The sequence below is a fragment of the Nocardioides daedukensis genome (assembly GCF_013408415.1).
Classification (GTDB): domain Bacteria; phylum Actinomycetota; class Actinomycetes; order Propionibacteriales; family Nocardioidaceae; genus Nocardioides; species Nocardioides daedukensis.
Genome location: NZ_JACCAA010000001.1, coordinates 1725688 through 1746874 on the forward strand (window position 1 = coordinate 1725688; position 21187 = coordinate 1746874).

The window sequence follows — 21187 nt, forward strand, 5'->3', positions numbered from 1 at the left end:
TCGCTACGGTGGATCGAATGCGTCGCGACCCATGGCTCGACAACGCCAAGTTCACTCTGGTCACCCTGGTGGTGATCGGACACTCGTTTGCCATCCTGGGCGCCAGCGCCCTGGAACTTCAGGTCTACGACTTCATCTACTTCTGGCACATCCCGGCGTTCGTGCTGGTCAGCGGCCATCTCTCCAAAGGTTTCGTCTGGGATCGAAAGCACTTCTCGTCCCTGTTCACGACCCTGGTGCTGCCGTTCCTGATCTTCGAACCGGTGCTGCTGGCCTGGCGCGAACATCTCGGTGAGGACACCGAGGGGCCGTTGTGGCTCGAGCCGCACTGGGCGATGTGGTATATCGTCGCGCTGTTCGCGTGGCGCCTGGCCACCCCCGTGCTGCGGCTGCACTGGCTGATGGTTCCGGCCTCGGTGGCGGTCTCGCTGGCGAGTGGCTTCAGCGACGTGCTGACCCTCTCCCTGCCCCGGATCCTGGGATTGTTGCCGTTCTTCGTGATCGGGCTGCACCTGCGCCGCGAGCACCTGTCCGTGCTGACCCGCGCCCGGGTGCGCCCGTTCGCTGCCGCGGCGATGCTGTGGATCTTCGTCGTCGCCGGGAGCACCGACCAGTGGGGACGCACCGCGTTCCTCTACCACGATCGCTCCTACGGGGCTCTGGGCGTGCCCGGGCCCGAGGCGATGGAGGTGCGGCTCCAGGTCCTGCTGATCGGCCTGGTCGGCGCCGCTGCCGCCCTCTCGCTGATCCCGAGCCGCAAGCTGCCGATCACCGCGATGGGCTCGGCGTCGATGGTGGTCTACCTGTTCCACGGGTTCGTGGTGCGCTATGCCGAAGCCGCCGGTTGGTTGGACCCGTGGCGCGGTCACTCCGCGCTGTCGATCCCGCTCGCCGTGGGCGGGTCGGTGCTGCTCGCGCTCTTCCTCTCCTGGGCTCCGGTGGCGAGCCGGCTGACCTGGTTCGTGGACCCGGTGGGATCGCTGCGCCGTCGGCGGGCTGCTGAGGCCGGCGCGGGTGCCACCCCTTCCGGTGGCACCCCTTCCGGTGCGGCACTTCGCGGTGACCTGGTGCTCAACGCTGACGTCGACGGCATCCGGCCCAGCCGTGACCTGACCTCGGTCGGGTCGACGACACGGGACCTCACCTCGGCCGCGGGCCCCAGGTAGGTCGCACCGCAGCCTTCGGCACCAGGTCGAGCTCGGCCGCCTCGGCCAGGTCCGGGGCGTGGCCGCCGAGGTGCGCGGGGTGCCACGGGGCGTGCTCGCCGGGCGCGGGCCGATGGTGCGGCAGCTGCTGCAGTCCCTCCAGCATGCCGGTGAGGGTGTGGCCGAGTTGCTGCGTCGCGGCAGTCAGGTCGCCGCCGGGTACGACGTACTGCGGGAGGCCGAAGGCGACGTCGACCCGCCGCCCGCGGGTCCAGTCCGGGCCCGGCTCCTTGCCGTCGGGGCCGGGCCGACCGACCGAATAGATCCGTTGGGGTCCCCACAGCGCCACCGGGACGATCGGCGCCCCGGTCTCGCGCGCCAACGAGGCGACGCCTCGCATCAGCGGGCGGATCGTGTAGGAGTATGAGATGCCGGCCTCGGGGAAGGCACAGACCCACTCCCGGGCCCCCAGCAGGCTGCGGGCCCGCAGATAGGCGCCGGCCGGAGCCGTCCGGTCCACCGGGATGTGGCCCATGTGGTCCATCGCCCGGGCCAGCAGCCGCCGGTGCCAGACGTCGTGGCGGCACATGAAACGGATGTGCGGCTGAATGGTGAAAGCGGCCTTCTGGACGAAGACGAAGTCCGGGTAGGAGACGTGGTTGGAGGCCAGCAGCACAGGCCCTCGGACCGGAAGATTCTCGGCCCCGTGCACCTCGACGCGGACGTCGAGCGCCCTGAGCAGAGCCCGCCCGAGGAGGTTGACCGCGTTGTGTACCCGGTCAGCCATGGCCGAACTTTGTCACAATGCGTGTGCTGGATAGTAGATTCCTCCGAAAGTTCACCTCGGGAATGGTCTTCGCATGCAACAGTTCAACTCGCTTCGCGTCCTGGCTCTTGCCGTGCTGCCCATGCCGCTCCTCCTCGGACTGGCCCTGTGGTTCGTTCTCCAGGGCGTTGACGGCAGCACGATGGCCCACGTCCCGTCGATCCTGCTCGTCGTAGGCGTTGCCGTGGCGGCCCTCGCGCTGATCCTCGCGATCGGCTATCGCGGCGCCCCCTTCCGGCAGGGCGTCCCCCCTCACGTCGCCGTCGAGCGAGGCGCCCGCGTCTTCCAGTCCACCGCCTTCATGCGGATGGCCCTGAGCGAGCTGCCGATGCTGGTCGGTCTGGCGCTCGCCTTCGTCGCCGGCGAGGGCGGCCTGATCACCTACGCCGTCGGCGCAGCCGCCACCCTCCTCCTGCTGCTCCTGCACTTCCTCCCCAACGCCACCCAGGTCCGCAAGGTCCAGGAGTCCCTGGAGCGCCAAGGCGCCCGCGTCCCGCTCCTCGACGCCTTCCACGGCCAGCCCGTCGCCTGACCGCCCCGGCCCGGTCGAAGTCACCGGGTACCGGGTGACTCCGGCGCTTCCCGGGCGAGATCTTGCCCGGGAAGCGCCAGACTTGCCCGGGAAGTTACCCGCGCGGCACGTCGTACTCTGACCGCATTCTGTCCACAGGCTGACCGCGACCCCGACTTCTCCACAGGTCGCATGCCGGTCCCAGCGGCCGCTCCAGTTGCAGGCGAACCTTGCCGCCATGACCACCGATCTGCTGAGAAGACGCTGCATCAGCCAGGGCTACATCCTTCGCCGCGAGGCGGTGGCCATGGGCTACGACGACAAGTCCCTGACCCGGCTGGTGCGCGCGAAGCAGCTCGTCCGGGTGCGCTACGGCGCCTACACCATCGCCGAACTGTGGCCTGACTCCGTGTCCGACAGGCATCAGATCAGGGCGCGGGCCGTCCTGGGCACCGCGAAGCCCGGAACGGTCCTGTCCCACACGTCGGCGGCGCTCGAGCATGGCGTCTCGACATGGGACGTGCCGTTGTCCGAGATCCACACCACCCGACCCGATGGCCACGCCGGTCGTCGACTTTCCGGAGTGCACCAGCACCAGGGCATCCTGCTGCCCACCGACACTGTCGTGGTCAACGACGTGCCGGTGACTGCACCGGTGCGCACCGCTCTGGACTTGATCACGATTCTGGACGTGGAGCATGCTCTGGTCGCGATCAACTCGATGCTGCACGCGGAGTTGATGACCAAGGACGCGCTGCGTGTTCGTGTCGAGACTGCTGACCAATGGCCGCACACCCTGCACGGTCGCGTCGTGGTCGGCTTGAGCGACCCCCGTCTCGAGTCGGTCGGTGAGTCGCGCACCTTCTATCTGTGTTGGTCGAACGGCATCCCGCTCCCGACGCCCCAGCACCCGATCTTCGACAACGGCAGACTGATTGCACGCCTCGACTTCGCATGGCCCGAGCACAAGGTGTTCCTCGAATTCGACGGACGGGTCAAGTACGTGAAGTTCGTCCCTGATGGCGGGGACATCACGGACGTGGTCCTGGCTGAGAAGCGACGCGAGGAACGCATCTGCGAACTGACCGGGTGGCGTTGCATCCGGATCACGTGGGCGGATCTGGCCCAGCCCGGCCGGACGGCACAACGGATCCGTCAGCTCCTCGAGAACCGGCCACAGAGCGCCGCCTGAGCCCTACTCCCCGGGCAAGTCTGGTGCTTCCCGGGCGAGATCTTGCCCGGGAAGCACCGGAGTCACCCGGTACCCGGTGACTTTGGCGGGGCGGGCCCCGGACGCGCGAACGCCCCCGACCGGAACCCGGTCGGGGGCGCTCATGCGATCAAGCGATCAGTTCTGGTACGTCCCGAAGTCGAAGTCGTCCAGCGCGACGGCCTGGCCGCCGGTGGCTCCGAACTCGTAGTCGTAGGAGTCGTAACCGGACACGGAGTATGCCGCGGCGCGGGCCTCCTCGGTCGGCTCCACCCGGATGTTGCGGTACCGCTCGAGACCGGTACCTGCCGGGATCAGCTTTCCGATGATCACGTTCTCCTTCAGGCCGCGCAGCGAGTCGCTTCGGCCGTTGATCGCGGCGTCGGTGAGCACTCGGGTGGTCTCCTGGAAGGAGGCCGCCGAGAGCCACGACTCCGTGGCCAGCGATGCCTTGGTGATACCCATCAGCTCCGGACGTCCCGATGCCGGCTTGCCACCCTCGGAGAGAACGCGACGGTTCTCCTCCTCGAAGCGGACCCGGTCGACCAGGTCGGACGGGAGCAGGTTGGTGTCACCGGACTCCAGCACCGTGATCCGGCGCAGCATCTGCCGCACGATGATCTCGATGTGCTTGTCGTGGATCGACACGCCCTGGCTGCGGTAGACCTCCTGGACCTCGTCCACGAGGTGCTGCTGCGCACGACGGACACCGAGGATGCGGAGGACCTCCTTGGGGTCCTCGGTTCCCTGGGTGAACCGGTCGCCGACCTCGACGTGGTCGCCATCGGAGACCAGCAGTCGCGAACGACGGCTGACGGGGTATTCCACGATCTCGGAACCGTCGTCGGGGGTGACGACGATCTTGCGGGCCTTGTCGCCATCCTCGATCTCGATCCGACCGGCAACCTCCGAGATCGGCGCAACCCCCTTCGGCGTACGGGCCTCGAAGAGCTCCACGACGCGGGGCAGACCCTGCGTGATGTCGTCAGCCGAAGCCACACCACCGGTGTGGAAGGTACGCATCGTCAGCTGCGTGCCGGGCTCACCGATGGACTGCGCGGCGATGATGCCGACCGCCTCACCGATGTCGACCAGCAGGCCGGTGGCCAGCGAGCGGCCGTAGCACTTCGCGCAGGTACCGGTGCGAGCGTCGCAGGTCAGCACGGAGCGGACCTTGACCTCCACGATGCCGGACTCGATCAGCTCGGCGATCTTGACGTCACCCAGGTCCTCACCGGCGCGGGCGAGGATCTCGCCCGACTCCGGGTGCTCCACGTCGGAAGCAGCGGTCCGGGCGTACGCCGCGGTCTCGGCGTTCTCGTGCTTGATCACCGAACCGTCGGCGAGCTTCTCACCGATCACCTTCGGCAGACCACGCTCGGTGCCACAGTCGTCCTCACGGATGATGACGTCCTGCGACACGTCGACCAGACGACGGGTCAGGTAACCCGAGTCTGCGGTCCGCAGCGCGGTGTCCGCGAGACCCTTGCGGGCACCGTGGGTGGCGATGAAGTACTCGAGAACGGTGAGGCCCTCGCGGAAGTTCGACTTGATCGGGCGCGGGATGATCTCGCCCTTCGGGTTTGCCACCAGACCACGCATGGCCGCAACCTGGCGGATCTGGTTCATGTTTCCCGAGGCACCCGAGTCGACCATCATGTAGATCGGGTTGGCCTTGTCGAAGTTCTTCTCCATGGCCTTACCGATGACGGCAGCAGCCTGGGTCCAGATCTCGATGAGCTCCTGACGACGCTCCTCGTCGGTGACCAGACCACGCTCGAACTGCACCTGGACCTTGGCGGCCTGTGCCTCGTAGCCGGCCAGGATCTCGGCCTTGTCGCCCGGCGTGGTGACGTCGTCGATCGAGACCGTGACACCGGAACGGGTGGCCCAGTGGAAGCCAGCGTCCTTGAGCGCGTCGAGCGAGGCAGCAACCTCGACCTTGGTGTAGCGCTCAGCCAGGTCGTTCACGATCGCACCGAGCTGCTTCTTGCCGACCTCGTAGTTCACGAAGGGGTAGTTGGCAGGCAGGGCGTCGTTGAAGATCGACCGGCCCAGCGAGGTCTGGACGGACTCGCCGTCGACACGCAGCTGGATCGGCGTCTGCAGGCTGATCTCGTGGCGGTCGAACGCCATGATCGCCTCGGCCTGACCGGTGAAGGCACGGCCTTCGCCGGGCTGGTTCGGCCGCTCGGTCGTCAGGAAGAACAGGCCGATGATCATGTCCTGGGTAGGCATGGTCACCGGACGGCCGTCCGACGGCTTGAGGATGTTGTTCGTCGACAGCATCAGGATCCGGGCCTCGGCCTGCGCCTCCGCGGAGAGCGGCAGGTGCACGGCCATCTGGTCACCGTCGAAGTCGGCGTTGAAGGCCGAGCAGACGAGCGGGTGGATCTGGATGGCCTTGCCCTCGATCAGCTGGGGCTCGAACGCCTGGATGCCGAGACGGTGCAGCGTGGGTGCACGGTTGAGCAGCACCGGGTGCTCGGTGATGACCTCTTCGAGGACGTCCCACACGACCGGGCGTGCGCGCTCGACCATCCGCTTGGCGGACTTGATGTTCTGCGCGTGCGACAGGTCCACGAGGCGCTTCATCACGAACGGCTTGAAGAGCTCCAGGGCCATCTGCTTGGGCAGACCACACTGGTGCAGCTTCAGCTGCGGGCCCGAGACGATGACCGAACGACCGGAGTAGTCGACGCGCTTTCCGAGCAGGTTCTGACGGAAACGACCCTGCTTGCCCTTGAGCATGTCGGAGAGCGACTTGAGCGGGCGGTTGCCCGGACCGGTCACCGGACGACCACGACGGCCGTTGTCGAACAGCGAGTCGACGGCCTCCTGGAGCATCCGCTTTTCGTTGTTGACGATGATCTCGGGGGCACCGAGGTCAAGCAGGCGCTTGAGTCGGTTGTTCCGGTTGATCACGCGACGGTAGAGGTCGTTGAGGTCCGAGGTGGCGAAGCGGCCACCGTCGAGCTGGACCATCGGACGCAGGTCCGGCGGGATGACCGGGACGGCGTCGAGGACCATGCCGATCGGCTGGTTGCCGGTCTTGCGGAACGCGTCGACGACCTTGAGCCGCTTGAGTGCGCGGACCTTCTTCTGACCCTTGCCGGTGGCAATGGTCTCGCGAAGGTTCTCGACCTCCTGGGCGATGTCGAAGTCCTGGAGGCGCTTCTGGATCGCCGTGGCGCCCATGTGGCCCTCGAAGTACTTGCCGAACCAGGTCTTCATCTCGCGGTAGAGCAGCTCGTCGCCCATCAGGTCCTGGACCTTCAGGCTCTTGAACGTGCTCCACACCTCGTCGAGGCGGTCGATCTCGCGCTGGGCACGGTCGCGCAGCTGCTTCATCTCGCGCTCGGCACCGTCGCGCACCTTGCGGCGGGCGTCGGCCTTGGCGCCCTCGGCCTCGAGGGTCTCGAGGTCGTCGGCCAGCTTCTTGGTGCGGTCCTCGAGCGAGGTGTCGCGGCGGGTCTCGAGACGCTTGCGCTCGAGGTCGATCTTGCCCTCGAGCGAGGACAGGTCGCGGTGACGCGCGTCCTCGTCGACGGAGGTGATCATGTAGGCCGCGAAGTAGATGACCTTCTCGAGGTCCTTCGGGGCCAGGTCGAGCAGGTAGCCCAAGCGCGACGGAACGCCCTTGAAGTACCAGATGTGGGTCACGGGAGCGGCGAGCTCGATGTGGCCCATCCGCTCACGACGCACCTTGGAACGGGTGACCTCGACGCCACACCGCTCGCAGATGATGCCCTTGAAGCGGACTCGCTTGTACTTGCCGCAGTAGCACTCCCAGTCGCGGGTCGGGCCGAAGATCTTCTCGCAGAAGAGTCCGTCGCGTTCCGGCTTGAGGGTGCGGTAGTTGATGGTTTCCGGCTTCTTGACCTCACCGTGGCTCCATCCGCGGATCTCGTCCGCGGTGGCCAGGCCGATCTTGAGCTGGTCGAAGAAGTTCACGTCGAGCACGTTGGCTTCAATTCCTTCGCTGTGGTTGCCCTGTGTTTCCGGGCGGTGATTGAGAGAGTGATGACGTCGGGAGGGGCGGTACGCCGTGTGGTACGGCGTACCGCCTCACCGTCAGACTTCTTCGACCGAGCTCGGCTCGCGACGCGACAGGTCGATGCCGAGCTCCTCGGCGGCGCGGAAGACGTCCTCCTCCGCGTCACGCAGCTCGATCGCGGAACCGTCCTGGGACAGCACCTCCACGTTCAAGCAGAGCGACTGCATCTCCTTGACGAGAACCTTGAACGATTCCGGGATGCCGGAGTCGGGGATGTTCTCGCCCTTCACGATCGCCTCATAGACCTTGACGCGACCGGGCACGTCGTCGGACTTGATCGTCAGCAGCTCCTGCAGGGCGTAGGCGGCGCCGTACGCCTCCATCGCCCAGACCTCCATCTCGCCGAACCGCTGTCCACCGAACTGGGCCTTACCACCCAGGGGCTGCTGCGTGATCATCGAGTAGGGGCCGGTGCTGCGTGCGTGGATCTTGTCGTCCACCAGGTGGTGGAGCTTCAAGATGTACATGTAGCCGACCGAGACCGGGTCCGGGAACGGCTCGCCGGAGCGGCCGTCGAACAGGGACGCCTTGCCCTTCTCGCCGATCATCCGCACACCGTCACGGGTGGGCAGGGTCGAACCGAGCAGGCCGGTGATCTCGTCCTCGCGCGCACCGTCGAAGACCGGGGTGGCGACCTTGGAGTTGGGCGCACCCTTCTCGGCGTGGATGCTGATCAGACGCTGCTTCCAGTCCGAGTCGGCCGGGTCGTCGTGCAGGTTGAGGTCCCAACCCTGCTTGGCGAGCCAACCGAGGTGGAGCTCGAGGATCTGGCCGATGTTCATCCGTCGCGGCACGCCGAGCGGGTTCAGGATCACGTCGACCGGGGTGCCGTCCTCCATGAACGGCATGTCCTCGATCGGCAGGATCTTGGCGATGACGCCCTTGTTCCCGTGACGACCGGCGAGCTTGTCGCCCACCGAGATCTTGCGCTTCTGGGCGACGTACACCCGGACCAGCTGGTTCACGCCGGGGGGCAGCTCGTCGCCGTCCTCGCGGTCGAAGACCCGGACGCCGATGACGGTTCCGGACTCACCGTGCGGCACCTTCATCGAGGTGTCGCGGACCTCGCGCGCCTTCTCACCGAAGATCGCGCGGAGCAGGCGCTCCTCGGGGGTCAGCTCGGTCTCACCCTTGGGGGTGACCTTGCCGACCAGGATGTCACCGGTGGTGACCTCGGCGCCGATGCGGATGATGCCTCGCTCGTCGAGGTCGGCAAGCATCTCGTCGGAGACGTTCGGGATGTCCCGGGTGATCTCCTCCGGACCGAGCTTGGTGTCGCGGGCGTCGACCTCGTGCTCCTCGATGTGGATCGAGGTGAGGACGTCCTCCTGGACCAGACGCTGGCTCAGGATGATGGCGTCCTCGTAGTTGTGACCCTGCCAAGGCATGAAGGCCACGAGGAGGTTGGTGCCCAGCGCCATCTCGGCGTCGTCGGTGCACGGACCGTCTGCGATCGGCGATCCTGCCCGGCCGGTGACCGGGTCCGGACCCTCGACGCGGTCACCCTCGTTGACCAGCGGGCGCTGGTTGATGCAGGTGCCCTGGTTCGAGCGCTTGAACTTGGCCATCCGGTACGACGAGTAGGTGCCGTCGTCGTTCATGACCTCGATCAGGTCGGCCGAGACGTCCTTGACCACACCACCCTTGGTGGCAGTGACCACGTCGCCGGCGTCGACCGCGGCACGGAGCTCCATGCCGGTGCCCACGATCGGGGAGTCGCTCCGGATCAGCGGAACGGCCTGACGCTGCATGTTGGCGCCCATGAGCGCGCGGTTGGCGTCGTCGTGCTCGAGGAACGGGATCAGCGCGGTCGCGACCGACACCATCTGGCGCGGCGAGACGTCCATGTAGTCGACCTCGTCGGCCAGGATCTCGGAGACCTCGCCGTCACGCTGGCGCACGAGGACGCGCTCCTCGGCGAAGCGCATCTTGTCGTCGAGCTTGGCGTTGGCCTGCGCGATGACGAACTTGTCCTCGTCGTCGGCGGTCAGGTAGTCGACCTTGTCGGTGACCGTGCCCTTCTCCACGCGGCGGTAGGGCGTCTCCACGAAGCCGAACGGGTTGATCCGGGCGAACGATGCGAGCGAACCGATCAGGCCGATGTTCGGGCCTTCCGGGGTCTCGATCGGGCACATCCGGCCGTAGTGCGACGGGTGGACGTCACGGACCTCCATGCCGGCGCGGTCACGGGAGAGACCACCCGGGCCGAGCGCCGAGAGGCGACGCTTGTGCGTCAGACCGGCGATCGGGTTGGTCTGGTCCATGAACTGCGAGAGCTGGGAGGTTCCGAAGAACTCCTTCAGCGCAGCGACCACGGGACGGATGTTGATCAGGGACTGCGGCGTGATGGCCTCGACGTCCTGGGTCGTCATCCGCTCGCGAACCACGCGCTCCATCCGGGCGAGGCCGGTGCGGAGCTGGTTCTGGATCAGCTCGCCGACGGTGCGCATGCGGCGGTTGCCGAAGTGGTCGATGTCGTCGGGCTGGACCTTCATGTCCTTGCCGTCGGCGTCGACGAGCACGGTGCCGTCGCGGTCGGTGAGCAGCTCGTCGCCGTTGTGCAGGCGAACGATGTAGCGGATCGCGGCGACCACGTCGGAGATGGTCAGCGTCTGCTTGTCGAAGGCCTCGTGCTGGCCGAGCTTCTTGTTGATCTTGTAGCGACCGACCTTGGCCAGGTCGTAGCGCTTGGAGTTGAAGTAGTAGTTCTTCAGCAGCGTCAGCGCAGCCTCACGCGTGGGCGGTTCGCCCGGGCGGAGCTTGCGGTAGATGTCGAGCAGGGCGTCGTCCGGGCCCTGGGTGTTGTCCTTCTCCTCGGTCAGCTGGATCGACTCGTACTGGCGCAGCTCGCTCATCACTGCGTCGTAGTCGTATTCCTCGCCGATGTCCTCGGCGACCGCGATCAGGGCCTTGAGCAGGACGGTGACGTTCTGCTTGCGCTTGCGGTCCAGACGAACGCCGACCAGGTCGCGCTTGTCGACCTCGAACTCGAGCCAGGCACCGCGCGAGGGGATGACCTTGGACGAGTAGATGTCCTTGTCAGAGGTCTTGTCCGCGTTGCGCTCGAAGTAGACGCCGGGCGACCGGACGAGCTGCGAGACGACGACGCGCTCGGTGCCGTTGATGACGAAGGTGCCCTTGTCGGTCATCAGGGGGAACTCACCCATGAAGACCGTCTGGCCCTTGATCTCACCGGTGTCGTTGTTGGTGAACTCGGCGGAGACGTAGAGAGGTGCGGAGTAGGTGAAGTCCTTCTCCTTGCACTCGTCGACGGTGTACTTCGGGTCGACGAACTCGGGGTTCTCGAACGAGAGCGACATCGTCTCGGAGAAGTCCTCGATCGGCGAGATCTCCTCGAAGATCTCGGTCAGACCGGACTTTCGCGAGACGTCTTCGCCGGCCGCAATGCGGGCCTCGACGACATTGCGCCACTTCTCGTTGCCGACCAGCCAGTCAAAGCTGTCGGTCTGGAGCGCCAGGAGCTGAGGAACTTCCAGCGGCTCTGAGATCTTTGCGAAGGAGATTCGACGGGGGTTGTTGCTTGCTGCGTTGCTGCGCGCGGCCAAGAGGGTGTCCTTCTACAGGTTCGCTCTGGAGATTGGCGCCGACCCACCACAAACCAGCCACCGGGCAGGCAGGAAGCATTTGAGAGCAGGCGCAAAGATGAAGCCTAGCCCCAAAGGCATGAGTTCACAAGCCGTCACTCCGGCCACAATCGGAACAGCGCCTAGATCATGCGCCGCAGCGAGCCTCAGGTCAAGCGGATCGCCGCAGCATCTCGCACTTGATCGTCATTGCGACGCAGTCGACTACTCCGTCGAGGCGCTTCCCGATGGACTGGGCGAACTGCCCGACGGGCTGGGTGAGCTGCCCGAGGATGCACCGGGCGAGGGGGCACCGGACGACGGGGCGTCGGACGCCTTCTCCTCGGCCTCCTCGGCCAGACCTGCGTCCCAACCGTCGAGCTCCTCGACCAGCCAGGTGCCGTCGTGGTTGACCATCGTGGCGGTCAGCGTGACCACGGCATCCTGCGTGCCCTCGGAGTTCACGGCGTGCACCTGCACCACGGTCAGCACCTGCACCCGGTCTCCCCCACCGGAGGACCGGACCAGTCCGGTCGCGATGGCCTGCGAGGTCAGCGAGGCCTTGCTCTTGGCCAGGTTGGGCTCGACGGTGTCGGTCCAGACGTCGTCGTACTCCGACTTGAGGTCGCCACCCAGGACGCGCATCGCCTGGTCGTGGGAACGCTCGGGGAACTTGTAGTCGTAGGCGATCACCTTGGGTACGGCGCTCTCGGCGGCACGGCGGGCTTCGGCCATCGCCTTCTCGACGTCGTCGGGGTCGTCGTAGGTCACGTGCAGCACGGCTGCAACCGCGGCCACGAGCAGCACCAGCACGGCCAGAGCCGCGAGCAGCTTGGTCGACAGTTCCTTCTTGTCGCCCTCAGCCTTGTCGCCCTCAGCCGATGCCTTCGGGGTCGGCGTGGCCGAGCCCTCGTTGTCCGCGTCGGTGTCGCCAGCGTCGGTGTCGTCCGCGTCGGTGTCGGTCTCGTGGACGTCATCGGCCTCGCCGGCATCGTCAACCTTGTCGGCGGTGTCGGTGGCGCCGGCGGCCTCAGCCTCGTCAGCATCATCGGGAGCGTCCACGACAACGGGGGACGTCTCGTCCGCGACAACGTCGCGACCCTCCCCCGGCCCGTCACCAGCAGGCTCCTCGTCGAGGTCCTCGGGCGCGAGCGCCTCGTCGGACTCCTCGGCGGGGAGCTGGGCGTCGTACGCGCTGCGCTTGCTCGGGTCGAGCAGCACCCCGGCTGCCTCGTTGTAGACCTTGAAGCGGCGGTCGGTCGGTTCGAGATCGGCGATCGACGCCTTCCAGGCGGAGCGGATCTCGTCCGCGCTCGCGTCCCGGTCGAGGCCGAGGACGTCATACCAGGAGGCGCTCACTTGGCACCCCCTGCGACCACGTCGGTCACCGAGTCGACCAGCCAGACGCCGTCGACCTTGACCAGCTTGACCCGCCACTGCCCAGCCATCGTGCCCAGGGACTCTTCCTTGGTGGCCAGGGACTGCTCGAGGTCGACCAGGGCGACTGCGGAGTCCTCGGAGAGCGACTCGACACCGACCCGGTTCACCTTGGTGGTGCTGCGGTAGCCACTCACGGTGATCTGCTCGGACAGGCTGGTCAGGCCCTTCTCGAAGACCGGCTTGCGGGCCGTGGAGATCAGCGGGGTGACCCGCTTCCTGTACGCCGTGAGCTCACCCTTGTCGTCCAGGTCGTCGGGACCGACGGTGGCGGCAGCGAGGACGTATTCCTGGCTGCGCAGCATCACCGCGTCGCGATCACCCTGCGGGCCCTCGTCGCCGCTGACCCTGTTGTAGATGCCCAGGGCCAACCAGGCCAGCAAACCGACGAGCAGCAGGACCAGGACGCCGGCCAACACCAGGCGCAGTGTCCGTTGCCTGTCGGTGGAACTCTCGAGGGTCGGGTCGGTGGTGCGTTCGGCCTGGGTCACTCCGTCGTCTGGAGTGGGCGAAGCAGCAACCACTTCCACGACTCCTCTCCACTGGTGCGAGCCGTCAGCGTATCCGGTGCGGCCAAGGTGTCCGGACCGGCCAGCCAGGTGGCTTCGCCGGTGGCGCGGTCGACCTCTGCGACGATCGGCGATCCGGTGTTGCCCACCGGTGCGCGACGCAGGTTCTGGGCACCACGGGCGTTGGATGCGGCCGCGGAGTCCTTGCAGGTGATGTCGGTCTTCAGGGCACGGTTCCCGGTGTCGAACGGGTTGCGTCGATCGGTGTCCTCATAGCCGTTGTGGCAGAGCTTGTGCGGGGTCAGGATCAGACCGAAGTGGGCGTCGTAGTTGCCCGTCTCGGGGTCCTTGGCGACCACGGTGAAGCCGGCCTCGACGATGTGCGGGTAGAGCGTCAGCAGCTGCTCGACGCCGTCCAGGTTGCGGACCACGACCCGGCTCACGGTCACCAGGTTGTTGAGCAGCGAGGCCAGGTCGACCTGGTTGACCTCGATGAAGGTGCGCAGCTCGTTGACCGCGCCCGAGCCCTTGTCGATGACGCCGCGCAGGTCCTTGTCCGCACCGGCCAGCGTGGTGCTGAACAGGGCGAGGTTCGACGAGAACGTGCGGATCGCCGAGACCTTGTCGAGCTGCCCGGTGAGCACCGTGTTCGCGTCGCGGATGAGGGCGGTGGTGATGTCGAAGTTGTCGTTGGCGGTCTCGATGAAGGCGTTCGAGGTGTCGATGATCTGGGCGAGGTCCTCACCCGTGCCGTCGAAGGCCTTGCCGAGCTCGCTGACGGTCGTGCGCAGGTCGTCCTGGTCGACGCTGGAGACCGTGTTCGAGATGTCCTCGAGCAGCTTGGAGGTGGCGATCGGGATCTTGGTGTCCGCCCGGTCGATCTCGGAGTTCTCGCGCAGGTAGGGTCCGTCGTCCACCTTCGGCTGGAGCTCGACGTACTGCTCGCCGACCGCGGACCGGTTGCCGACCAGGGCGATCGAGTCGGCGGGGATCTTGTCCCAGTCCTTCTCGATGTCGAGGTGTACGTCGACCCCTCCCTCGGTCAGCTCCATCTCGCCAACGCGACCGATGGTCACTCCGCGATAGGACACCTCGGCGCCGGAGAAGATCCCACCGGAGTCCTTGAAGTGCGCGGTCACCGTGTAGGTGTCGTCGTAGAAGAGCCGGTCCAGGCGGGCATAGCGGGCACCGACGAAGGTGACCCCGACAAGGGTGATCACCACGAAGATGACGAGCTGGATCTTGGTGCGCTTGGTGATCATCGGGCCACCCCCGGCACGAGCAGTCGGACCAGGGTCGGGTTGTAGACCTCGGACAGTTCACCGATCGTCGCGGTGCCCTGCACCGACGGACCACCGGGGGTCGAGCGGTTCAGCTTGAGGCCGGGCAGGCTCAGCAGGCCGAGACTGTTGATCAGGTCCTCGACGCCGTTGCTGCTCTTGCTGTCGGCCCGGGCGCCGGAGCTGGTGCCGGTGGGCAGGCCACCGAGGCCGAGGTCGGGAAGGCTGTTGATCACCTTGCAGAGCTCGAGCTTGCTGTTCTCGGACTTCTTGCACAGCTTCTGGAGCTTGAGCAGGTTCGACGGCACGGCCAGCACGTCCGAGCAGGACTTGCTGGTGAGCTTTCCGCTGGTGAGGCACTTGAGCAGGTTGTCCACCAGGACCGTCGGGTCCACCTCGGACGGCAGCAGGGTCGGGATCGGCAGTTTCATCGACCCGTCGAGACGGATGTCGAGCTTCACGTGCAGGTTGACGTAGTCACCCATGTGCAGGTTGCGGGCAACCTGCGGGTCGCGGCCGACGGCCTCGTCGACGAACGGGTAGGTCAGGAACACGTGGAACGCGTCGGCGAAGTTGTCACCCGACTTGGCGAACTCGGTCAGCACCGGCTGGAGCTGGGTCAGGGCGTCGATCGTGACGTCCTTCGAGGCGCTGATCACCCGCACGCCCACGTCACTGAGCTCGGCCAGCGACTTGAGCATCTTGACCAGGTCCTCGCGCTGGGAGTCCAGGGAGGCCACGGCTTCGGGCAGCTTGTCGAGCGCCAGGGTGATGTCGTCCATCTGGCTGTTGGCGGTGATGGAGAGCCTGTTCAGCGATTCGATCGCCTTGACGATGTCGCGCTTGTTGAGGTCGAGCTCGCTCATGAAGTCGTCGAGCTGGGTCAACACCGACTTGACGTTGCCCTCCTTGCCCGTGAGCGCGTTGTTGAGCTCGGAGGAGATCGTCTTGAGCTGCGCCACGCCGCCGCCGTTGAGGACCAGGCTCAGCGCGCCGAGCACCTCCTCGACCTCGGGGTTGCGGTTGCCGGGGGCCAGGGCGACAGAATCGCCGTTCCCGAGCGTCTCGGCGGCCGGCTCCTCGGGCACGTTGAGCGAGACGAACTTCTCGCCCAGCAGGCTGGTCTGGCGGATCTCGGCGGTGGTGTTCGCCGGCAGGTCGGCATCCCTGCGGATCTCGAGGGTGACCTTCGCCTTCTGGCCGTCCAGCTCGACGGAGGTGACCTTGCCGATGGTCACGTCGGCGAGCTTCACCGTGGACTGCGGCACGAGGTCGAGTACGTCGGGGAACGTCGCGGTCAGCTCGATCGGGTCGTCGCCCACGTCGGCGCCACCGGGCAACGGCACCTTGCCGATGTCGAAGCTGCAGGCGGTCAGGGAGAGCATCGCGCCCAGGACGACGAGAACCAGCCAGCGGCGGATCATCGGGCCACCTCCATGAGTGAGCGGAGGGTCGGGTCGGTGACCGTCTGTGCGCCGAACGCGCTGGTGCGCGGGAGGAGTCCTTCGATCACGTCGCACAGCACCCCGGTCGGGTCTGCCTGTCCGACGATCGAGCAGAGCAGGAGGCCGGGATTGTTCTGGACCTCGTGTGCGATGTTCTCGATGTTCGCCGACGTGTCGAGCGTCCCCGATGCGGGGTTGTAGGTCAGCGCAAGGTTGTTCAGGGCGACCGGACCGGCCTTGAGGATCTCGTCGACCTCGCCGCGACGCTTCACGAGCGTCTTGGAGAGGGTGTTGAGTCCCTTGATGTTCTTGCCGAGCAGGGCCTTGTTGTCCTTGACGAAGCTCTGCACGCTGCCCAACGCGGTGCTCAGGTTGCTCAGGGTGCTCGCGAGCTCGTCGCGCTCGCCCTCGAGCAGCGTGGAGACCGAGGCCATCGCGTCGTTGAAGTCGCGCACCACGTCGTCGTTGTCCGCGAGGGTCTTGACGAACTTCTCGAGCTCGGCAGCGCTGCCGAACAGCTCGTCCTTGTTGTTCTCCAGGGTCCCGGTCAACCGCCCCAGGTCCTTGATGGTCTTGTTGAACTGCTCGCCCTGGCCGGCGAAGTTCTCGGCGGTGGTGCTGAGCAGCTCGGTCAGTGCGCCGTCGCTGTTGGCGCCGTCGGGACCGAGGGCGACGGTGATCTGGTCGAGACTCGCGTAGATCTCGTCGAGCTCGAGCGGTGTCGAGGTCTTCTTGAGGCCGAGCTTCGCGTTGTCGGGGAGCTTGGCTCCGCCCTTGTAGACCGGGCTGAGCTGGATGAACCGGTCCCCCACCACGCTCGGCGACACGATCAGCGCGCTGACGTCGGCGGGCAGGTCCACGTCGGCGTCATAGGACATCGTCACCTTCACCGTGGTGCCGTTGGGCTCCACCGAGTCGACCTCGCCGACGGGGATGCCGAGGATGCGCACGTCGGAGCCCTCATAGACCGAGACCGTGCGGGGGAACTCGGCGGTCAGCTGCCTGCGGTCCTCGGAGCGGAACATCGTGAACGCCGCAGCGGCCACCAGGATCAGGATGATGCCGGGAACGATGAACTTCCTCATCAGTTGCCTCCCAGGCTCGGAAGCGGCGGAAGGTTCGTGATCGTGGTGTCGAACCACGGCCCGTTGCCCAGGGTGCTGGCGAAGTAGCGGTAGAACGGTGCCATCAGGCGCAGGCTCTCATCGAGATTGTCCTGGTTCTTCAGCAGCACCTGCACCACCGTGTCGAGGTGCTTCAGCGCCGGGTCGAGATCGGCCTTGCTGTCACGCACCAGCGCGGTCAGCTCCTTGGACATGGTGGACGAGGCGGTCAGCAGATTGTGGATCGCGTCGCGGCGGGTGACCAGCGCCGTGAACAGGACGTTGGCGTCCTTCATCAACGCGATGATGTCGTCGTCGCGGGCGCCCAGGACGCCGGAGACCTTGCGCAGGTTCTTCAACAGCGTGTTGATCTGGTCGTCGCGCGCGGCGAGGTTTTCCGAGAGCGCCGAGACGCTGGTCAGCGCCGAGCGGAACTCCTCGGGGGTGTCCGCGGTGAGCTCGGTCAGCGTGTTCAACGAGGTCTTGAGCTGCTCGACGTCGATGTCCCCGGTGCGCTCGGCCAGACCCTCGAACGCCTCGACGACGTCGTAGGGGGAAGCGGTACGGGTGATCGGGATCGTCGTACCGCCCTTCATCTGGCCCGAACCTGCCGGGACCAGCTCGAGATACATCGCCCCGAGCAGCGTCTTCACCTTGATCTCGGCCTTGGACTCGGGTCCGAAGCCGGCATCCTCCTGCAGCTGGAAGGTGACCTTGACGTGGTCACCGTCGAGCTCGAGCTCCTTGACCTTGCCGACCCGGACGCCCGCGATGCGGACCTCGTCGTTGGCCTTGAGGCCTCCGGCCTCGGAGAAGTTGGCGTGGTAGATCTCGCCACCACCGATGATCGGGAGCGAGTCGGCCCGGAAGGCCATCAGGATCATCGTCGCGATGACGGCGAGGCTGATCGCCCCGATCACCACTGGGTTGCGTTCGCGGAAGGGCTTGCTCATGACAGCGAGCACCTCTTGTTCTTGGTGTCGTAGTCCACCGGAACCTCGGGCAGCAGGCCCACCTTCACCGTGCCGGTGAAGCCGCACAGGTAGAAGTTGAACCAGGAGCCATAGGTCGCGGTGCGGCCGATCTTGTTGAGCTTGATCGGCAGGACCTGCATCGCACGGTCGAGCTCGGTCCGGTTCTTGGCCAGGTTGCCGGCGAACTTGCGGAGCTCCTTGACGTCCTTGACCAGCGGCGGCCGGATGCCCTTGACCAGGCTGGCGGTCTCGACGGCGAGGTCGGAGATCGCGTCGAGCGGCTCGAGCAGCGCGTCCTTGTCCTCGGCCAGTCCGTCGACCAAGGTCTTGAGGTTGATGATCAGGGAGCTCAGTTCCTTGTCGCGATCACCGATGGTGACCAGCACGTCGTTGAGGTTGTCGATCAGGTCGCCGATCACCTGGTCACGATCGGCCAGGGTGCGAGTGACCGAGGCAGTGTGGCCCAGCAGGCTCTCGAGCGTGCCGCCCTCGCCCTGGAAGACCTGGATGATCTCGTAGGACAGCTGGTTGAGGTCCTGCGGCGAGAGCGCCTCGAACAGCGGCTTGAAGCCGTTGAACAGGACGGTCAGGTCGAGGGCAGGGGTGGTCCGAGCGACGGGGATCGTGGTGCCCGCCTCCAGCTTGGTGCCCTGGCCCTCCTGACGGAGGTTGAGGTAGCGCTGGCCCACCAGGTTGCGGTAGCGGATCTGCGCGTGGGTGGTGCTGGTGACCGTGGCCTCGTCAGCGACGGAGAACGTGACCAGGGCGCGGGTGCGGTCCTTGATCTCGATGTCCTTGACGGTGCCGACCTTGACCCCGGCGACGCGTACGTCGTCTCCCTTGACCACGCCGGTGACGTTGACGAAGACGGCCTTGTACTCGCGGCTGGGGGCGAAGGTGATGTTGCCGATCAGCACGGCCAGCAGGCCGGTGGCCAGGGCGGTGATCACGATGAAGATGATCAGCTTCACGGTGTCCGAGGCGGTGCGCGCATCGAGCAGCTTCATCGCAGGTTCACCTCCTTGCCCCTGAGCAGCGGGGCGGTGAGCAGGACACTCAGGTCCGAGGGCGGCTTCCCGGACGCGGCGACCATCAGGCCACGCACCAGCTCTGCCTCGATGGCACTGCCGGGCGTGACACCGAACTCATAGCCACCGGTCGCGGCACGCTTGGTGCCCTTGCCGGTGTCGCGGGTGACGCCATCCTCGAAGTCGGGCACATCGGTGAGCGGCTTCTCCTGGGTGAAGCTGGGGCTGGGCAGGGTGCCGCAGTAGGGACCGTCGTCGGCACCGAACTTGGGCCGGTCGTTCTCGTCGTACTCGCGCGGGAAGTTCGGCAGGATCTCGAGGTTGATGTGCAGCATGTAGCCGCGGAATGCCTCGGCCTGGAGGTCGCCTGCCTTCACGATGCCTTCCAGCAGGCACGGGAACGACGGCGAGTAGCGGGCGAGGACCTTGAGCTGACGAGCACCCAGCTCGCCGACCCGGATCAGGTTCTGCTCGTTGTCGTCGAGGAACGAGCCGGCCACGTCACTGAACTTGGAGACGTCGGTGAAGAGCTTGTTCAGCTTGGCCTCGCGCGAGACCAGGGTCTCGCCGGTGGTCACCGTGTTGCGCAGCGTGGTGGCGATCTCCGGGAGCACGTCGGCATAGGTGTCGGAGACCTCGGCGGTCAGCTTGAGGTCCTCGATCAGTGCGGGGATCTCGGGGTTGATCCGCTTGAGATAGCTGTCCAGGGTGACCAGGTTGTCGCCGATCGCCTCGCCGCGGCCCTCGAGCGCGGTGGCCAGCGCGGTGAGCGTCTTGTTCAGGTCGGCCGGCTGCACGGCGCGCAGCAGCGGGTAGAGGTCGTTCAGGGTCTCCTCGACCTCGGTGGCGAGCACGCTGCGGTCGATGTTGTCCCCCGCGCTGATCGCCTCCGTGGAGGGCTGCTCGGGGACCTGCAGGGCGACGTACTTCTCGCCGAAGAGCGTCTTGGGCTCGATCCTGGCGGTGACGTTGGCCGGGATCGTGCCGACCTTCTCCGGATAGAGACCGAGGGTGACCACGGCACCGTCCTTGTCGGCCTTGGTCTCGAGCACCTCGCCGACCTGGACGCCGCGGATCTTGACGTCGGCGCGGGCGGGCAGCTGGAGGCCGACACTCGAGGCGTCCATGGTGACCCGGTCGTAGTCGACGAACGTCTTGTTGAAGATCGCCGAGGTCAGCCAGACGCCGCTGGCCAGCAGCGCGATGAACACGATGCCGATGAGCTTCTTGTTGCGCAGCACGGAGAACATCAGCCCGCCAACCTGACTGTGGTCGTGGTGCCCCAGATGGCCATCGACAAGAACAGGTCGACGACGTTGATGGCGACGATCGAGGTGCGTACGGCGCGGCCCACGGCCACGCCCACTCCCGCGGGGCCACCGCTCGCGGTGTAGCCGTGGTAGCAGTGGATCAGGATCACGGTGACCGCGAAGACCATCACCTTGCCGAACGACCACAGCACGTCGCCGGGCGGCAGGAAGAGGTTGAAGTAGTGGTCATAGGTGCCGGCGCTCTGCCCGAAGAACTGGGTGAGCGTCAGCCGGGTCGCGAAGTAGGAGGAGAGCAGGCCGACGACGTAGAGCGGGATGACCGCGATCAGTCCGCCGATGATCCGGGTGGTGACCAGGAACGGCAGCGATGGGATCGCCATCACCTCGAGGGCGTCGATCTCCTCCGAGATCCGCATCGCGCCGAGCTGGGCGGTGAAGCCACAGCCGACGGTTGCGGCCAGCGCGATGCCGGCCACCAGGGGGGCGATCTCGCGGGTGTTGAAGTAGGCCGACAGGAAGCCGGAGAACGCGGCCGTGCCGATCTGGTTCAGCGCTGCATAGCCCTGCAGACCGACCTCGGTGCCGGTGAAGAAGCACATGGCCAGGATGACGCCGACGGTGCCGCCGATGACAGCCAGGGACCCCGAGCCGAGGGTGACCTCGGCCAGGATCCGGAGGATCTCCTTCTTGTAGCGGGCCACGGTGCGCGGGGTCCACGCCAGGGCCTTGAGATAGAAGGAGAGCTGCTCGCCCAGGGTGTCGAGCATCTTCGCGGGGCGCTGGTAGGCGCTCTTGAGGTTCGCCATG

The 21187-nt window shown here is 66.5% G+C and carries 15 protein-coding genes; 3 read left to right on the plus strand and 12 right to left on the minus strand.

Translation table 11 applies throughout. The annotated features are described in order from the left end of the window. Window positions 1–17: 17 nt before the first annotated feature. Window positions 18–1166 carry an acyltransferase family protein gene (locus tag BJ980_RS08605; RefSeq protein WP_179501913.1) on the plus strand — a complete coding sequence of 383 codons (1149 nt, stop codon included), beginning with the start codon at window positions 18–20 and terminating at the stop codon, window positions 1164–1166. On the opposite strand, the gene BJ980_RS08610 is transcribed toward BJ980_RS08605, so the two are convergent. Then, window positions 1141–1932 (minus strand): lysophospholipid acyltransferase family protein, encoded by a 792-nt coding sequence (locus BJ980_RS08610; protein ID WP_179501914.1) that lies wholly within the window; start codon window positions 1930–1932, stop codon window positions 1141–1143. The genes BJ980_RS08605 and BJ980_RS08610 overlap by 26 nt on opposite strands. A 73-nt stretch (window positions 1933–2005) precedes the next feature. Between BJ980_RS08610 and BJ980_RS08615 the strand changes: the two genes are divergently transcribed. Then, the gene (locus BJ980_RS08615) at window positions 2006–2503 is read left to right on the plus strand and encodes a hypothetical protein (RefSeq protein ID WP_179501915.1); all 498 of its coding nucleotides are present in this window, start codon (window positions 2006–2008) and stop codon (window positions 2501–2503) included. A 217-nt stretch (window positions 2504–2720) separates the two neighbouring features. Continuing rightward, window positions 2721–3674, plus strand: a complete 954-nt coding sequence (locus BJ980_RS08620) for a type IV toxin-antitoxin system AbiEi family antitoxin domain-containing protein (RefSeq protein WP_179501916.1) — start codon at window positions 2721–2723, stop codon at window positions 3672–3674. Window positions 3675–3830: 156 nt separating this feature from the next. Here the strand turns inward: BJ980_RS08620 and BJ980_RS08625 are convergent, their stop codons facing one another. From BJ980_RS08625 to BJ980_RS08675, 11 genes are all read right to left on the minus strand, one after another. Beyond that, entirely contained in the window at window positions 3831–7655 is a 3825-nt protein-coding gene (locus BJ980_RS08625; protein ID WP_179501917.1) for a DNA-directed RNA polymerase subunit beta', read from the minus strand. 111 nt (window positions 7656–7766) lie between these two features. After that, window positions 7767–11315, minus strand: a complete 3549-nt coding sequence (gene rpoB / locus BJ980_RS08630) for a DNA-directed RNA polymerase subunit beta (RefSeq protein ID WP_179501918.1) — start codon at window positions 11313–11315, stop codon at window positions 7767–7769. Window positions 11316–11558: 243 nt separating this feature from the next. Further along, on the minus strand, window positions 11559–12692 hold the full coding sequence (locus BJ980_RS08635; protein WP_179501919.1) for a DnaJ domain-containing protein: 1134 nt from the start codon (window positions 12690–12692) through the stop codon (window positions 11559–11561). Next, entirely contained in the window at window positions 12689–13261 is a 573-nt protein-coding gene (locus BJ980_RS08640; RefSeq protein WP_179501920.1) for a hypothetical protein, read from the minus strand. Before BJ980_RS08640 ends, BJ980_RS08635 begins: the two co-directional genes overlap by 4 nt. Further along, window positions 13258–14541, minus strand: a complete 1284-nt coding sequence (locus BJ980_RS08645; RefSeq protein ID WP_179501921.1) for an MCE family protein — start codon at window positions 14539–14541, stop codon at window positions 13258–13260. Before BJ980_RS08645 ends, BJ980_RS08640 begins: the two co-directional genes overlap by 4 nt. Continuing rightward, on the minus strand, window positions 14538–15983 hold the full coding sequence (locus tag BJ980_RS08650) for an MCE family protein (RefSeq protein WP_179501922.1): 1446 nt from the start codon (window positions 15981–15983) through the stop codon (window positions 14538–14540). Before BJ980_RS08650 ends, BJ980_RS08645 begins: the two co-directional genes overlap by 4 nt. After that, entirely contained in the window at window positions 15980–17089 is a 1110-nt protein-coding gene (locus BJ980_RS08655; RefSeq protein ID WP_179501923.1) for an MCE family protein, read from the minus strand. The genes BJ980_RS08650 and BJ980_RS08655 overlap by 4 nt, the downstream gene beginning before the upstream one ends. Continuing rightward, window positions 17089–18060, minus strand: a complete 972-nt coding sequence (locus BJ980_RS08660; protein WP_179501924.1) for an MCE family protein — start codon at window positions 18058–18060, stop codon at window positions 17089–17091. Before BJ980_RS08660 ends, BJ980_RS08655 begins: the two co-directional genes overlap by 1 nt. Next, window positions 18057–19088, minus strand: coding sequence for an MCE family protein (locus BJ980_RS08665; protein WP_179501925.1), 1032 nt, complete (start codon window positions 19086–19088; stop codon window positions 18057–18059). The genes BJ980_RS08660 and BJ980_RS08665 overlap by 4 nt, the downstream gene beginning before the upstream one ends. After that, the gene (locus tag BJ980_RS08670) at window positions 19085–20359 is read right to left on the minus strand and encodes an MCE family protein (protein ID WP_179501926.1); all 1275 of its coding nucleotides are present in this window, start codon (window positions 20357–20359) and stop codon (window positions 19085–19087) included. The genes BJ980_RS08665 and BJ980_RS08670 overlap by 4 nt, the downstream gene beginning before the upstream one ends. Beyond that, window positions 20359–21186, minus strand: coding sequence for an MlaE family ABC transporter permease (locus BJ980_RS08675; RefSeq protein ID WP_179501927.1), 828 nt, complete (start codon window positions 21184–21186; stop codon window positions 20359–20361). Before BJ980_RS08675 ends, BJ980_RS08670 begins: the two co-directional genes overlap by 1 nt. Window position 21187: the final 1 nt, after the last annotated feature.

Coding starts and splice junctions, on each gene's coding strand:
- BJ980_RS08605 (WP_179501913.1), top strand. CDS start 18: ATGCGTCGCGACCCATGGCTCGACAACGCCAAGTTCACTCTGGTCACC.
- BJ980_RS08610 (WP_179501914.1), bottom strand. CDS start 1,932: ATGGCTGACCGGGTACACAACGCGGTCAACCTCCTCGGGCGGGCTCTG.
- BJ980_RS08615 (WP_179501915.1), top strand. CDS start 2,006: ATGCAACAGTTCAACTCGCTTCGCGTCCTGGCTCTTGCCGTGCTGCCC.
- BJ980_RS08620 (WP_179501916.1), top strand. CDS start 2,721: ATGACCACCGATCTGCTGAGAAGACGCTGCATCAGCCAGGGCTACATC.
- BJ980_RS08645 (WP_179501921.1), bottom strand. CDS start 14,541: ATGATCACCAAGCGCACCAAGATCCAGCTCGTCATCTTCGTGGTGATC.
- BJ980_RS08650 (WP_179501922.1), bottom strand. CDS start 15,983: ATGATCCGCCGCTGGCTGGTTCTCGTCGTCCTGGGCGCGATGCTCTCC.
- BJ980_RS08655 (WP_179501923.1), bottom strand. CDS start 17,089: ATGAGGAAGTTCATCGTTCCCGGCATCATCCTGATCCTGGTGGCCGCT.
- BJ980_RS08660 (WP_179501924.1), bottom strand. CDS start 18,060: ATGAGCAAGCCCTTCCGCGAACGCAACCCAGTGGTGATCGGGGCGATC.
- BJ980_RS08665 (WP_179501925.1), bottom strand. CDS start 19,088: ATGAAGCTGCTCGATGCGCGCACCGCCTCGGACACCGTGAAGCTGATC.
- BJ980_RS08670 (WP_179501926.1), bottom strand. CDS start 20,359: ATGTTCTCCGTGCTGCGCAACAAGAAGCTCATCGGCATCGTGTTCATC.
- BJ980_RS08675 (WP_179501927.1), bottom strand. CDS start 21,186: ATGGCGAACCTCAAGAGCGCCTACCAGCGCCCCGCGAAGATGCTCGAC.